The sequence below is a fragment of the Gracilimonas halophila genome (assembly GCF_042684365.1).
GTDB classification, from domain to species: Bacteria; Bacteroidota; Rhodothermia; order Balneolales; family Balneolaceae; genus Gracilimonas; species Gracilimonas halophila.
The window spans coordinates 405,529-420,823 of record NZ_JBHULI010000024.1; the positions used below are offsets into that span (position 1 = coordinate 405,529).

Annotated in this window: 12 protein-coding genes and 1 pseudogene; all 13 read right to left on the reverse strand. The window is 42.2% G+C overall.

Annotated features, from left to right (window positions below; genetic code table 11):
- Window positions 1-13: 13 nt before the first annotated feature.
- The 13 genes and pseudogenes from ACFSVN_RS08245 to ACFSVN_RS08305 all read right to left on the reverse strand — a co-directional run bounded on the left by ACFSVN_RS08245 (window position 14) and on the right by ACFSVN_RS08305 (window position 15,135).
- Entirely contained in the window at window positions 14-3,055 is a 3,042-nt protein-coding gene (locus ACFSVN_RS08245; RefSeq protein ID WP_390300894.1) for an efflux RND transporter permease subunit, read from the reverse strand.
- Between the two features lie 443 nt (window positions 3,056-3,498).
- Window positions 3,499-3,891, reverse strand: a pseudogene (gene tnpA, locus ACFSVN_RS08250) (IS200/IS605 family transposase); the annotation flags it as partial.
- 596 nt (window positions 3,892-4,487) lie between these two features.
- A complete protein-coding gene (gene lepB / locus ACFSVN_RS08255; RefSeq protein ID WP_390300898.1) occupies window positions 4,488-5,099 on the reverse strand; it encodes a signal peptidase I in 612 nt (203 codons plus the stop codon).
- A gap of 74 nt (window positions 5,100-5,173) precedes the next feature.
- Entirely contained in the window at window positions 5,174-6,100 is a 927-nt protein-coding gene (locus ACFSVN_RS08260) for an NHL repeat-containing protein (protein WP_390300900.1), read from the reverse strand.
- A gap of 170 nt (window positions 6,101-6,270) precedes the next feature.
- The gene (locus ACFSVN_RS08265; RefSeq protein ID WP_390300902.1) at window positions 6,271-7,281 is read right to left on the reverse strand and encodes an NHL repeat-containing protein; all 1,011 of its coding nucleotides are present in this window, start codon (window positions 7,279-7,281) and stop codon (window positions 6,271-6,273) included.
- Window positions 7,282-7,382: 101 nt separating this feature from the next.
- On the reverse strand, window positions 7,383-7,673 hold the full coding sequence (locus ACFSVN_RS08270) for a hypothetical protein (RefSeq protein WP_390300904.1): 291 nt from the start codon (window positions 7,671-7,673) through the stop codon (window positions 7,383-7,385).
- Window positions 7,664-8,122, reverse strand: a complete 459-nt coding sequence (locus ACFSVN_RS08275) for a MauE/DoxX family redox-associated membrane protein (RefSeq protein WP_390300906.1) — start codon at window positions 8,120-8,122, stop codon at window positions 7,664-7,666. The genes ACFSVN_RS08270 and ACFSVN_RS08275 overlap by 10 nt, the downstream gene beginning before the upstream one ends.
- Before the next feature lie 51 nt (window positions 8,123-8,173).
- Window positions 8,174-8,527 (reverse strand): helix-turn-helix domain-containing protein, encoded by a 354-nt coding sequence (locus ACFSVN_RS08280; protein WP_390300908.1) that lies wholly within the window; start codon window positions 8,525-8,527, stop codon window positions 8,174-8,176.
- A gap of 650 nt (window positions 8,528-9,177) precedes the next feature.
- Complete coding sequence (gene purB, locus ACFSVN_RS08285) at window positions 9,178-10,473, reverse strand: adenylosuccinate lyase (protein WP_390300910.1); 1,296 nt, start codon at window positions 10,471-10,473, stop codon at window positions 9,178-9,180.
- Window positions 10,474-10,559: 86 nt separating this feature from the next.
- Entirely contained in the window at window positions 10,560-12,050 is a 1,491-nt protein-coding gene (locus tag ACFSVN_RS08290; RefSeq protein WP_390300912.1) for a M48 family metalloprotease, read from the reverse strand.
- A gap of 70 nt (window positions 12,051-12,120) precedes the next feature.
- Window positions 12,121-13,146, reverse strand: a complete 1,026-nt coding sequence (gene murB / locus ACFSVN_RS08295) for a UDP-N-acetylmuramate dehydrogenase (RefSeq protein WP_390300914.1) — start codon at window positions 13,144-13,146, stop codon at window positions 12,121-12,123.
- 4 nt (window positions 13,147-13,150) lie between these two features.
- A complete protein-coding gene (locus ACFSVN_RS08300; RefSeq protein ID WP_390300916.1) occupies window positions 13,151-14,536 on the reverse strand; it encodes a hemolysin family protein in 1,386 nt (461 codons plus the stop codon).
- 140 nt (window positions 14,537-14,676) lie between these two features.
- Window positions 14,677-15,135, reverse strand: a complete 459-nt coding sequence (locus tag ACFSVN_RS08305) for a single-stranded DNA-binding protein (RefSeq protein WP_390300918.1) — start codon at window positions 15,133-15,135, stop codon at window positions 14,677-14,679.
- Between the last annotated feature and the right edge of the window lie 160 nt (window positions 15,136-15,295).

Genomic DNA, 15,295 nt, shown 5'->3' on the forward strand with positions numbered 1-15,295 from the left:
AATTTTGAATTTTTCATTTTGAATCCCCCCCATTCGTCCATTTAAACACCAATGGGATCAAATACAAGGTCAAAAAGGTGCTTGTCACCATTCCTCCCATCAGCGCAACCGCCAGTGATTGGCGTAACACGTACCCATCTCCAAAAGGAACGAGCATCGGGATCAGTGCCAGAATGGTCGTCATACTTGTCATTACCACAGGACGGAAACGGTTGATCCCCGCCTGTTTGATGGCTTCGTCCAGGTTTCCGGTCTCATCAAAATAGCGGCGCATGAAATCTACTTTCAGAATGGAGTCATTTACCGCGATTCCCGTCAGGATCAATATCCCCATAAATGAAAGGGCGTTTAAGCTGATACCCCCGATATACAGTGCAAACACCGACCCGATCCAGGCAAACGGAATGGCTAAAATGATGATGAACGGATACTTCAAATTCTCATATTGGATCGCAAGGATCAGGTAGATCAGCAGTACACTGATCATCAGCAGCCACCCGAGTTCTTTCAATAAACTAATGACCTGCAGGGCTGAACCTCGTATCTGGATCTCATGCCCACTTTGCTGCATGAACCGGTTCACCAGCTGCTGAAGCTCGCCTCCGTCCCACCACCAATCCATAAAGGTAAGGTCGGAGTTATAGGTGAGGATAGGCGACTGCCGGATGCGTTCGATCTGCTCAGCTTCATCGATGCGGGCGATCTCAGCTACCGCCGTCAGCGGGATGATCTTGTCCCGTACATCCACGGTGATCTCCCGGGGGTCCAGATTCGTTTTCCGCTCCCCGATCAGACGAATAGAGATCTGTTCGTCCTGCCGGTTCCAGTCGGTGATGAAAGAACCACGGGTCAATGATTCCAGGTATCGGATCACTTCAGCTTCCGTCAGTTCATAGGAAAGCAACTCCTGTGTTTTGAACTGCAATTGATAAGCCTGAATACGCTGCGGGTATTTTAGATCAAGCTGTGTCTCCCTGTAATTTCGATTCACAAATTCGTTAAAGGCATCTGCCACCCTCACGCTGAACTCGCGGTCGGTTCCCACCACGCTGAACTGAACAGGAGCATCACGGCCAATACCAACAGCCCCAACGGCATCATCCTCGAGTTTCTCAAAATTCCAGTTGGAATAGCTTTGAGCGATCCCGTTCATAATACGATCTACTTCTTCGGCTTCCTCAAATCCGGAGACGGGAATGGAAATGGTAAAACGGTTGAGCCCCTCGTTGGTGATCGGCTTCAAATTGGTGTTATCCGTATATCCTCCAAGTGATAATATGTTGGGCTGATCGGTTCTCGACTGTAAGATCCCGGTAATATCAGCTGAAGCCTGTTTGGCAGAACGAAGGGCGGTGTTTCCGGGCATGGACACCAGGTAATCCACTTTAGCCGGTTCATCGGGAGGAAGTACGGCTTTCTCTGTAGTCATGAAGGCAAAGGCGGCTCCTGATAACAAGATCAGCGCGAATACGATAATGAGAAGTGGTTTTTGGATGACGCGAGATAAGTTTCGCTCATAGGCCATCACCACCTTATCCAACCCTTCTGAGACTGTACTGAGTACTCCTTTAGACTTGGCATCCTTGCTGATCTGCGCCACAAAGACCGGAAGAATGAAGAGAGCCACCAGCAGTGAGGCGATCAAACTGAAGGAAAGCGTGGCGGCAAGATCACGGAAAAAGGCACCCTCAAATCCGCCGAGAAAAATAAGAGGGAGAAATACCGAAATAGTGGTAAAGGTGGAAGCCGTTACGGCCAGACTGATCTCCTTGGTTCCCTCCCGGGCAGCCTCGAAACGGTCTAGTCCTTTTTGGCGGTAGCGATTGATGTTCTCCAGTACCACAATGGCATTATCCAGCAGCAGACCGATCCCGAGGGTGAGACCGCTTAGGGAAATAATATTGAGCTGAATGTCGAAAAGGAACATCACCACGAAGGTGAGGAAGATACTGACCGGAATGGAGATCCCGATGGTAAATGGACTCCGCGCATCATCCAGAAACAGGAACAGCACGAGGAAGGCCAGCACACCACCGATCAGCAGGGTTTGCAGTAGGTTGGAAATTGAATTCTCGATGTAGCTCGCATCTTCCTGTATCACCTCGATAAGGATATCCGGGTTTTGATCGCGAATTTCGGTTAGTACATTTTGCAGGGTTTCAAACACCTCCACGGTGTTGGAACCATATTCTTTTTTGACGAGTACATTCAGCACCTCTTCCCCATCCAGCAACGCAAAAGAAGTAGGGTCGGCTTCGGCCATGCGGACTTCCGCCAGTTCTTCCAGCAGCAATACACGACCACTTGCCAGGGAAATGATGGGCGTTTTACGTAGATCATCGAGCGACTCGATCCTGCTTTCGATCTTTAAGGCGTAGCGGTACCAGCCGTCCCGCAGTTCTCCGGTGGAAGAAAAAATATTGGCATCGCTTACCGCCTGCTGGATCTGGGAAAGTGACAATCCATATCGGTCTATAAAGCGCGGGTTGAACCGGATCTGTACTTCGGGCTGCACCTCTCCAACTAACAAGGCCTGGGCAATTCCCTCCTGCTGTTCCAGTCGGCGGGTAAACACCTGGTCGGCCCAGCGCTTAAGGGAAAGTCGATTCGAAAATTCCTGATTGGATACATTGGCAAGTTGCAAAGCAATGGTAGCGATCGGCTCATCCGAAGCGGAAGAATAAACCAGCTGCGGCCGGTCGGCCTGATTAGGTAACAGATACCTAGCCTGATCCAGTTTCTCCCGTACGTTCAGGAAGGCAATGTCCATATCGAAGCCCCACTCGAAGGTGAGGAAAATGAGGCTTTGTCCCTGCCGCGAAAGGGATTCAATTTGTTGCACCCCACGAACCCCGGAAAGCATCCCCTCCAGTTGCTCGGTAATGCGGAACTCCACTTCGGAAGCGGGTGCCCCGGAATAGTCCGTACGCACCAACAGCGTAGGCCGGTCAATATCCGGCATCAGCTCGATGTAGAGCCGCTCTAATGCAATACCCCCGAAAATGAGTACCGCCAGAACTAAAATTACAGACGCTATAGGTTTTTTAAGCAGCAAATGGAGAATTTTAGGTTACTTAGCTCAGAATAATAAAATATATTGGGATTTGGAAACTATGGTTTTAGTAGTGATTGGTTTCCTGCTTAGAGACGAGTGCAAGCTGGAAATAGTTCTCTTAAGACCTCCTTCCAATGTATAAAACCTGTATGAAAAGAATACGCGCAAAAAACCTGCTCCATCGGAGCAGCATATTTGTAAAACCGCACCTATGGTCTGACTCCCGCGCCGTAGGTGCGATATGTTGACGATTAAACTTATAAGCTCGAAACCAACTCAACATAACGTCCCTATGGGACGTGGCCTCTATACTGACATCCTTTACTAACATGCTGTCCCTAACGGGACAGGTTTTGGAATAATAATATCTGATCTTATTCCACCGGTTTAAAAACATATCTTTCATCGAAATCCACATTAAACTTTCTCAGAAGTTCGAGCTATTCATCCCTGAACGTTCTCACTCGGTGATGTTCTTTTTGATTTTTGATATAATGATATACCCGATCAATTTGACTCCTGCTGTGAGAGAATGCTCCATATCCCTCCTGCCACTTAAACCTGCCATGTACTAATCCCCGGTCTTTTATCCATTTTGAAGACTCTCCTTTTACAACTTTGATCAGCTCTGACATTGCTCCTTTTGGCTGGTATCCTATGAACATATGGAGATGATCAGGCATACCATTAATAGCGATCATTTTATGGGATTTGTTTTGTATGATACCTGTTATGTATCTGTATAGTTCTTCCTCCCACTCGGGTTGTATCAAACTGATCCTGTTTTGCACCGCAAAAACAAAATGAATATAAAGTTGAGTATAGGTGTTTGCCATATCTTTTTTTTAGTAAGAGTGACCTCAGAGCAATTCCTTACAAACTATTTTCAGGAAAACCGAATCACTCACCCTGCTCCATAGGAGCAACACGGTTGTAAAAACTCCATGCCTGAAACCTGCTCCGTGCCGTAGGTGCGGTATGTTATCAAGTAAGATTAGGATGCCAAAGCAAACTCAGCATAACGTCCCTAAGGGACGCAGTTGATGGTGCTGTTTACTTTTACATACATATTGTCCCTAACGGGACACGCTTAGGTTACACCTCAGACCTGGGGAAGTTCTCACCTCAATCCCTGCTTTTTCTCCAATATAAACCGGACAGCATGGTCACTCTTACGAACACAACAATGAACCCAAGACAAAACTCAACCTGCTCCATCGGTGCAGGATATTTGTAATACAACATAGCCTGCTTTATGCCCCCGCGCCGTAGGTGCGGTATGTTTCCGAAATAGCCAGGGAGTCGGGATCTGAATAAGCAGGTTTCATTCTGGTTTTATAACTCCTGCTGCGTTAACCGTTCCCGTTAGCTTTACAAAGATGGAACTTCGTAACCAGAGTATATAAAACTCAGAATAAAATAAGACCATTATTTAGAAAACAGCTATCACTTTTCCTACAATATGGTCCTCATGAATAAACCCAAAAAATCGACTGTCCATACTTTCATGCGGATTGTCACCTATCAAAAAATAACATCTATTTGGAATGCTAAAAATCGTGCTACTTGAAATAGTTTTTATTTTAAAATTATGCTCCTCTACGCATTCAAAAGATTGATCCATTAAATATGTCAGATATTCCCTCCCTTTAGTTTTTGTATCACCTGAAATCAAGTAATATAGCCCATCATGGGGATAGCTTTGTTCATCTATAACTAGCTTATCAGAATTAATCTTTATGATATCATTGGGTATAGCAGTTATTCTCTTTACATATGGAATTACTTCGTCATTTATCTCATAATAAAACAATACTATATCATTCCTTTTGAAAACATTTTTAGATTTAAATTTCTTCCAAATTAAAATAATATCACCTTGGTGAATAGTATCGAACATAGAATTACCTTGTACCCGGTATATGCTAAATTTGGTTACACTTGCTAGAACTAAAAGCACCAATACGATAAACCCTAATAAGAGTGGGAAGGCCTTTTTTTGTACTAGTTGAAACCTATTAGGTTTTCTGCCTCTCGTTTTCATAATGAAATGCTATAATAGAATTTGCTCTCTTCTCAGTTTTCTATTGAACAAAAAATATTACACAACTAGTTTTTTTATTTTCTTGATACTTCATATTCACCCAAATAAATTTCATCATTATCATAATTATACTCTAGTGTGAAAACTTTATTTCCATAAACTGAAAAATTACGAGCCGGGTTTTTTAAATGAATGGAAGATTTGTATTCGCCATTTGGTTTATACAAATCAATTATACGGATCCACCTATCAATACGATTAGAAATTCCAGTATATATGATATTGTCGTAAACCTCGATGTCAATAGTAGCACGGATTAATTCTTTATTTCTACTCCTCCATCTTTTTTCGTGGATCAAAATATTATCTATATTCTTAAAACCAACTATCCCTGTCGAATACTTTAGCTGTCCGTTAGTTGTATATCTACGTAAATATGGTTTAACCCGACCCGATATAATTAACTCTTCTCCCAGGACCTGCATATCACCTTCAAAATAAAGTACTGATCTATAATCTCTAACTTCAGGTTTTTGAAATGAGATAATTTTTTCTCCTTTAGAAGTATACTTGTAGATAATTCCTTCCGGTGTATACTGCTCAGATAAAATGTAAATGTTCCCTAGATCCGTGACCGCCAATTTTGAGGGTCTTGCATATTTATCAATTTGAAAAGACTGTATAAAATCACCTTTTGGTCCCCATTGTTGTACCTCCATTCTCTCTACATCAGCGAGCCATATGTCCCCCTTTTTATCGAATTTTAAATCAAAAGGGTTTCCAAATTCTGCAGGACCTCTTCCTTTTCCGTTCCCAATAGTTCTTAAATCATCAATTTGTCCTTTTGGGAGATAAATTAACTGATACTTTCCAGTATCATAAAACACTAAATTTCTTTCCTTATCAACTTCAAGAAAATATACTTCATATAATCCGTACTCTGCCAATCTGATTCTATTTAGATTGACTAATGTATCTAGATACACTCTTTCTATATCCACCCTTTCTGAAAACTCCCAATCACTTAAGCTTCCGATTGATTGGCTATATAGGTTTGTAGAAAAGGCAAAATATAATATTAGTAATAGTCTTTTTATTTTATGAAAAGTCAACATTATTACATTCCGTAGATAAAATTATATTGGAAAAACAATCCTATTCATCATTTTCCTCATTTATATTCGTGGTTAAATATTGTTAAGTACATTTCTTCATTTTCATCTTCTCTTAGGATGGCAATTTTATCTTCTGTCATCACAAATGACTTAAATTCAAAGGGAAGTTGAATAGAGTGCAGATATTTCTGCTGGTTTTCCATATACACATCTATATAACGATACCTAAAATTTTTTGGCAAGCCGGAGTAACTCACATACAACATTCCGTTTAAATAATAAATATTACTGGTATATCGTAGTGCACTGGGATTTAAAGACGTATACCTCCCATTGGTTTTCACTACCTCTTCATTAGGTTCCGAATCATAAATAGGCAGGGTATAAATAAGTTCTCCATTTTCATTGTATTTTTTTATTTCGTTTACATAGCGTTTTGCATAGTATAGATTTTCTTGCTCATCGCACGCCAATGTACCATCTGTATAGTATACCCATCGTTCCTGTTCATCTTCAATTTCATAAAAAGAATGAATTAAATCTCCAACTTTAGCATATTGATGTATAAGTCCATTTGGACCATATTGAGAAGAAAGTATATACATCAAGTTTGAACCTTTACATAATGTTAATCGCGCCGGCCTAATAAAACGTGATCCCACTGACATTTCTTCAATAAACTCTCCATCAGTATTCCATTTCATTATTTTATTATTTCCTGTATCTATTAAAAAAATGATGCCATCATCAACTTTTAGATCAAAAATCTGACCAATTTCTTGTGGGCCTTTTCCTCTATTTCCAAATAATTGAAATGTTGAATGCGTCAAATCATATACTACTATTTTGTATTTGGCAAGATCAAAAAAAACAATCCTATGATCACTTTCTGATATATCAATTGAAGAAGCCGGACGAAAAATTTCATGCTCTGAAAGTAAAATATCTTGGGTAACCTCCAATGTATAATCACCCAAAGTACGTTTATCTTGAGCCGAAACATCAATAATCGTAGTTAGGATTAGTACAAAAAATAATATTGTTATTGCTAGATGTCTTGCTTCCATATTTACCTCCTTTTTCTAAGACTTATAAAATAAAAGAACAAGCTTAATTAAAGTAGATTAAGCCTGTCCAAGTTCTCAGTTTATACTTTGTATTTATTTTTTTACTTCTGTTCTGGAAGTTCTTTTTCCTCTGGAGGGTTACCCTTACAGTCTTTTTTCATTTGCCAGTTACCTATATGTACTACAGTTACAGAGGTACAATACATATCAGCACCATCACATCCGGCAGCACCACAAGGACCGGCGTATGCTGTTTCCATCCCTACTATTCCTTCAAGTGAAATATCATCCGATTCTGATAATTGAATCTGAAATCCACTTACAAGAATCACTAAAGATAGTATTGCCACAATGTTGGTTATATATGCTTTAAGCTTCATGATTATCTCCATTTATTATTGTTTTTATTTACCCCTTCTGGAGTCTCTTTAGTTTTAAAAACTGAACCACAAATAAAAGCTGCCATCCCGAGCAGAACTGCATTTCTAATTACCATAAGCTCATCAAAATTACCAAAAGTGAATTCACCTAAACAGCCACATACTATCTCCCAGTTGTTAAAATACCCCACCAAACTTATTAGTAAGAATATGGTACAAAGGACGCTCGCTGATATAGCCGTAAACCGAGGTTTAAATTGAAAGAAAAGGCTGATGGCAAGAAAAATCTCAAGTATTGAAGCCATGTAAACAAATACATAAGCATTTTCTTCGTTCAACAAATCAAAAAACAATAGTACCTCTATAAGATTATCTGGCATTATTAATTTTAATATGCCCGCTATTAAAAGGACCCCGCCTAATATCCATCTGAAATATTTTATAACTGAAGCTTTTAACATTATTCATGTGTCTATTTAAATCTCTCTTTTCAGTCTAATTTGTATAAACTATTAAGACAAATACTTTTCATCGCTTTTTTTACTCCTCGATAATACTCCCCTTTTTTTCCACTCAGTTGGTGGTCTTCCGGTATGCTTTCTTATATACCTGTTAAGGTCTTTCTCATCTCCAACACCAAGCTCGAAACCTATCTCAAAGCAGCTTTTTTGGGGATTTTCTTTTACAATCTCATGAAATTTCTCTATCCTAAATTCAATAAGCTTTTGTTTTGGTGGAGTGCCGTGAAGCCTTTTAAAATTCCGTGAAAAATACTTCGGACAATTATACCCCATCTTTTCTGCCCACTCAGTTACCGTTCGTATTTCTTTTAGATTTTCCTGCGCTATCTGCAACGCGTTTTCCATTGGTTGTTTCATATATATATGGTTTTAGGTTTATGTTTTTAACAAGTCATTGCCTTTTTACCTGTCAAAAATGTCCTTCCAATGGATGAGCTATACACACCCAAAAGCGTTTCACCGCTAACGATATATTATCGTAGTTATAAATCTAAGAGTATTAAGCAGAGAAAATGTTACAATTTAAGTGCAAAATAAATGAAGCTAACCTTTATTACTCCTTCAGAAACAAAGGGAATCACATTATTCGACCTTAGAAAAAATAGCGTTAAGAAGATGGCGGAATGAAGCGTTAAGAAAGAAATCAAACCGCATGGTAGCCAACTTACCTGCAAGCCCGGTGATGGAGCATTGATTTCTTTTAGCGGAGTGGAGTCAGCTTTAGCTCTTTTTTCGCAGTCGGGAGTTTTAGGTTCTTTTGTCGGCACAAAAGAACAAGGAAGGTGAATACAGAAATTAGTCTTTCCAAGGTATGGGAAACCGAAGCTAACAAATTTGATTAGCGATTAACGAACGGTGATTAACGATTTTTGAAGGAATGGCACGGGAAGCCGGAGCATTCGGGGTTGGCCTCAGACCCGTAACGCTTGAAGGAGCTTCGCACGCTTCAAGGTTACTCCAACTCATCACTCATAACTAAAAACTCAAAACTACCCTCACTCCAGTCCAACACGCTTAAAGATCACATCCACATACCGGGTGTGGTGCTCCAGATCGAAGGCCTCATCGATCTCTTCCTGGGTTAAGGCTTCAGTGATGGTCGAATCAGCTTCCACGATGGGCTTGAACAGCGTTTGTGATTCCCAGGACTTCATTGCCAAAGGCTGCACGGTATCGTAGGCTTGCTCGCGAGGCATGCCCTTGTCGATGAGTTTGTGGAGGAGCCGTTGGGAGAAAACCAGTCCCTGTGTTTTCCAGATATTGGCTTCCATGTTGTCCTCAAATACTACGAGGTTTTCGATCACTCCGGCGAAGCGGTTCAGCATATAGTCGAGCAGTGTGGTGGCATCGGGCAGGATGATCCGTTCAGCTGAGGAATGCGAGATGTCGCGTTCATGCCAAAGCGGGATATTCTCGTAAGCGGTGACCATATATCCGCGAAGTACGCGGGCGCAACCGGAGATATTCTCGGAGCTGATGGGATTTCGTTTGTGCGGCATGGAAGAGGATCCCTTCTGCCCTTTTCGGAAGGCTTCTTCGGCTTCCCTTAATTCACTGCGCTGCAGATGGCGGACTTCCACGGCCATCTTCTCCATGGTTGAGCCGATCAGCGCCAGCGTGGAGAGATAATAGGCATGGCGGTCGCGCTGCAAGGTCTGAGTTGAAATCGGCGCCGGACTCAATCCTAATTTCTCACAGGTATGTTCTTCAACTTCCGGCGGGATGTTTGCAAAGGTCCCGACCGATCCGGATAGCTTCCCAAATTCCACATCATCTGCCGCTTTTTTAAATCGCTCCAGATTTCGGTTCATTTCCGCATACCAGAGAGCACACTTTAAACCAAAGGTGGTTGGCTCGGCGTGGATGCCGTGGGTCCGCCCCATCATCACGGTGTATTTGTGCGCTTTGGCTTTTTCGGCCAGTACATCCACGATGCGTTCAAGGCCTTCCAGCAGAATCACGTTAGCCTTTTTAAGCCGAACGCCCCAGGCGGTGTCTACTACATCGGTGGAGGTGAGTCCGTAGTGCACCCATTTCTTTTCATCACCCAGTGTTTCGGAAACGGCTCGGGTGAAAGCCACCACATCGTGACGGGTTTTAGCTTCGATCTCTTTGATACGGGCTACATCAAAACCGGCATTTTCGTAGAGTTTGTCCACGTCTTCCATGGGGATCTTGCCGAGTTTGGCCCAGGCCCAGCATGCGGCAAGTTCCACATCCAGCCAGGCTTGAAATTGTGCTTCATCGGTCCACAGATCGGACATTTCTTTACGAGAGTAGCGAGAGATCATGAAATATACGTTGGATTAAAAATTCAGCCCAAAGATAGGATTTTAAATGAACAGATTAAGCCCGTATTTGCCCTTCTTTGAATTTGTTACTGAACCGGCATCTTCAACACGGTACCTCTTTCAATGGTCTGATCCAGTTCAACCTGATTGATGATCGCTACGTCAATAGGTTCGATGTTCATGGGAAGTTCGTTCGGGAGGAACTCACTGAATATCCCTGATTCTGAGACCGTGATCAGTTCAAGCCGCACCGGTTCGATATTTAAAATAGATTCGTCCTGCAGCTCCTGAAAACCGGATGGTATAGAGTTGAAGCGGGCTTCATAATTTTCATACCCGGCAGCAGAAGTATAACTCAGGAATCGGTAGATATATCCGCCATATTCAATAGCTGTAAGCTGAAGCTTAAGTTCACTGCCATCCTGGGTGGCAGCAGTGGCCACTCCCCGGTAGCCATTCATTCCGGCTTCGGCATACTCGGTCTGACTTTCAACGGTTATTCCTTCTTGTGCCAAAAATGTTTGCACTGATGTCCGGGGACTTTCATTTTCAGAATCTAAGGTGAATTGAGAGATGGCAGTTTGGTCTTCATTTACCATGATCACTGCACTTGGCTGATTGTACAGATCAAATCCGGACGGTACCGGAAACAGGAATTCAAGATCAGGATGATAGAAAATGCCATCTCTTGCAAATCCTTGTCTTGGATTATCCCCAAACATGATATTCTCTATCATGCCCATAAATTCTTCTTTATCAAGAATGGTTTGCTCGTATCCCCTTTCAGCCCATTCCTGCGCAAGCTGAGGAATGGTTTCTTCACGCTCTCCCGGATCGGGGTGACTTGAAAGCAAGGTTGGAATTCCTCCACCCTGTGTTTCAGAGATCCGTTTCAGTGAAGTGAAAAAGTCAGCACCTTCGGCAGCCTGATAATTTTTCATCGCAGAATACTCTACGCCAAGTGCATCTGATTCCCGCTCGGCATCCCTTCCGTATTTCAGGAAAAGCAACTGTGCTGTCTGGCCACTGAGCTGCAGGATACTTCCGCCGTCATATCCCAGGGATTCACCGATAATAGCTCCTCCAATTACAGCAAGCTGTCCGAATTGCTGGGTAGCCGCTCGCTGAGAAGCATGTCGGGCCGCAACGTGGGCGATCTCATGTCCTAAAACCACGGCAAGCTGTGCTTCGTTATTAAGGTGGGCGAGTAATCCTCTGGTTACATAAATATATCCTCCGGGCAGCGCAAAAGCGTTTACCACAGGGCTGTCTAACACACGGAAGGTGAACTCTGTCTCTCTGAATTTTTGGGGAGTATCTTCTCTTCGTAAGTGACTTACTTCGAGTAAAGATTGTCCAAGATCAGATACATAATTAGTTAATTCTTCATTTTCATAAAGTCCGTACTGAGCTATGATCTCACTGTCAGCATCTTTCCCTATCTGTACCTCTTGCTCCCAGGTATAGCCAAAAGCACGCTTGTTACCTGAAACAGGATTTTGCTCGAGGGTAACACAACTGTTCAGCCCTAAAAATGCAATAATTACAATAGATATAAATATTGGCCTGATCTTCATTTTGACATCTCTTTTAATTGATATGATTTCTTTCCTTACAACAGTACAAAAATATACTCTTCTTTCGATCCTAAACAATATTCACTTCAGGAATTAGCTTAACCCCAAACTTCTCAAATACAGAATGCCTGATCTTTTCAGCGAGTTCAATGATCTCGGCGCCGGTGGCATTTCCATAATTTACTATAACTAATGCGTGTACTTTGTGAACTCCGGCATCCCCGATTTGTTTCCCTTTCCATCCACACTGATCTATAAGCCATGCTGCAGGTATTTTGACCTCCTCTCCGGCCGGGTAATTCGGGATCTTAGGATATTCTTTCTGAAGTTCTTCGAATGTTTCCGAGGATATCACCGGATTCTTAAAAAAGCTCCCGGTGTTCCCAATTTTAGCAGGATCAGGAAGCTTACTCTGGCGGATCGAAATGACCGTTTCACTTATGTCTTTGATTCCGGGATTCGATATCCCTTTCTCTTCGAGATGTTTGGATAAAGCCCCGTAAGTCGTATTCACTTCGGGATCTTTTTGTAACCTCAGTGTTACTTGGGTAATGATATACTTCCCTTTGAACTCATTCTTGAAAACACTGTCCCTGTATCCAAATTCACATGATGACTTATCAAAGGTTTTACTGATTCCGGTATCAAGATCTACAGCTTCCAGTGATTCAAATACGTCCTCCAATTCTACCCCATAGGCTCCGATATTCTGAATGGGTGCAGCACCAACAGATCCCGGTATCAGGGACAGATTTTCGATTCCGCCCCATCCGTTATCAACAGCATATTTCACGGTCTCATGCCAGTTCTCACCCGCTCCCACCTTAAACAAAACTTCCTTGTTGTTCTCTTCAAGGATCTCTCTGCCTTTGATATTCAAATGGATCACAAGTCCTTCAAAATCGTTAACAAACAGAATATTGCTTCCACCGCCAAGCATTAATTTTGGGATCACTTTATACTCTCGTTGCAATAAAAGCTGCCTTAGTTCATCAGCAGAAGTTACTGAGGCAAAGTACCGTGCCTTGGCACGAACCCCCATGGTATTGTTATCCTTAAGGTCAAAATTCTCTTTTACATCTGGTACGTTTGCCATTGACTCAGTCAGTCGGTGTATTTACTTCTTCAACATTCTCTACTTTCACGCGCACCTTTTTGATCCGGTTATTTTTTACGGAGTGAACCGTCATTTCCAGATTCTTGAAGGTCATGCGTTCTCCTACCATTGGCAGGTTTTCTGTCAAGTGATATATCAATCCTCCCAGAGTCTCATATTCATCTTCATCGCTGGTAAGTTCACAATCCAGGACCTCTTCCATATCATCGAGGTCGATCTTGGCATCAAAAATATAGATCCCGCTTTTGAAACGTGTGTACAGGCTTTCTTCCTCTCCGGAATCGTCTGTGATATCACCTACAATTTCTTCCAGGATATCATCCATCGTCACAATACCTTCTGTTCCTCCATATTCATCTACAACAATGGCGATATGGGTTTTCTCTTGCTGAAAATCCCGGAGCAGGTCATCAAGTTTTTTCGTTGCAGGAATGAAAAGAGCTTTTCGTGAGATCGTCTTCCAGTTTAATGACGGTTCCTCTTCCTCTGCATTCAAATATGGAAGTACATCTTTTGCATAGAGTACTCCCAGAATATTGTCTAAATCATTTTCAACCAGGGGCATTCGCGACAACCCATTTTCCCTGATCTTGGTTAACACATCCTGCAGAGATTCATCGATGGATACCGAAATAATATTCACCCGTGAAGTCATGATCTCACGAACGGTGATACTTCCAAATCCGATCACATTTTCAATGATCTCACGCTCGTCTTCTTTGATAGAACCTTCTTGCTCACTCACCTCTGCCATAGTACGAATGTCTTCAGAGGTCATTTTACTGGCGGGCTTGGGAAGGTAGCGCTCCAGGCTGATGGTGCTGTCCGCGATCAGCTTTGAGAACGGCTTCAGCAGAATAAAGAGCGAGTATATAAATGCGCTGTTTGTTCGTGATACTTTAAGTGGGTTATTAATGGCAATGATCTTCGGGGTGATCTCACTCAGGATCAGGATCATGAATGTGAGTACAATTACCTCAATAGAGAAGACAATAACCTCTGACAATCCAAAAGCAGCAACTATATCACCCGTAATTACTGCAGCCAACACTGAAGCCACGATATTAGCGAAGGTATTACCGATCAAAATAGTAGCTAGTAACCGTCTTGGTTTATCCAGCATTTTGATAATGCGGTCATCAGCAGAACCCATGGTCTCATCCTGCTTCAGGTCTTCCATACGATTGGCGAGGGAGAACAGTGCTACTTCAGATCCTGAGAATACGGCAGAAAAAGCCAGTCCCAAAAACAGTACCAAAAGTTGAATACCTAATACAACGGGGTCTAAACCTGTTAATACAGAACTGCTGTCTGCCAGAATTTGAAGTGAGTCTTTTACAAAACTGAAAGGATCTTCGAGTGTATCCAATGAAAGTGTTTGTTTAATTAGGTTGATCGCTGTTCTGATGTATGACTTAAAATATAAGATTTTAGCTTAACCTGAGCTACAAATAAAAAACGGCACGGGAATCCCCATGCCGTTTGTAATTTTGTGCATGTAAGCCTGACTTAAAATGGAAGGTCGTCGTCCATATCATCAAAGTTACTGTCCAGTTCTACATTGCTGCTCATAGGCTTACTACCGCCCTGATTCTGGTTTTGACCTTGCGGCTGTCCGCCACCTTGGGCATTCCCGCCTTTACTGTCAAGCATTACCATACGCAGTGCTTTGATCTCAGTGGTATACCGTTTTTGTCCGTCCTTGTCTTCCCACTGTCGTGTCTGAATAGGACCTTCTATATAAACCTTGGAGCCTTTGGTAAGGTACTGCTGACAAATTTCAGCTGTTCGCCCCCAGGCAACTACACGGTGCCATTCGGTATTTTCCTGATATTCCCCATTGCTGTCTTTATACCGCTCGCTGGTAGCAATATTCAATGTAGCAACGGCTGTGTTCGCTTGTGTATATCGTACTTCCGGGTCTTGCCCCAGATTGCCAATTATCATCGCTTTATTAAGTGAACTCATAACGTATCCTGTGATTTTTGATTATTTGTTTGCAATGTAAGAGTTAGTTCAGAACAATTCCTTACAAAAAAATTTCAAAAATTCTCCAATCATTAAGTCCTACTTAATGATTAGATCTTACTTTTCCTCTCCAAAGCCACCCTTTCTCAAAACTTTCTAA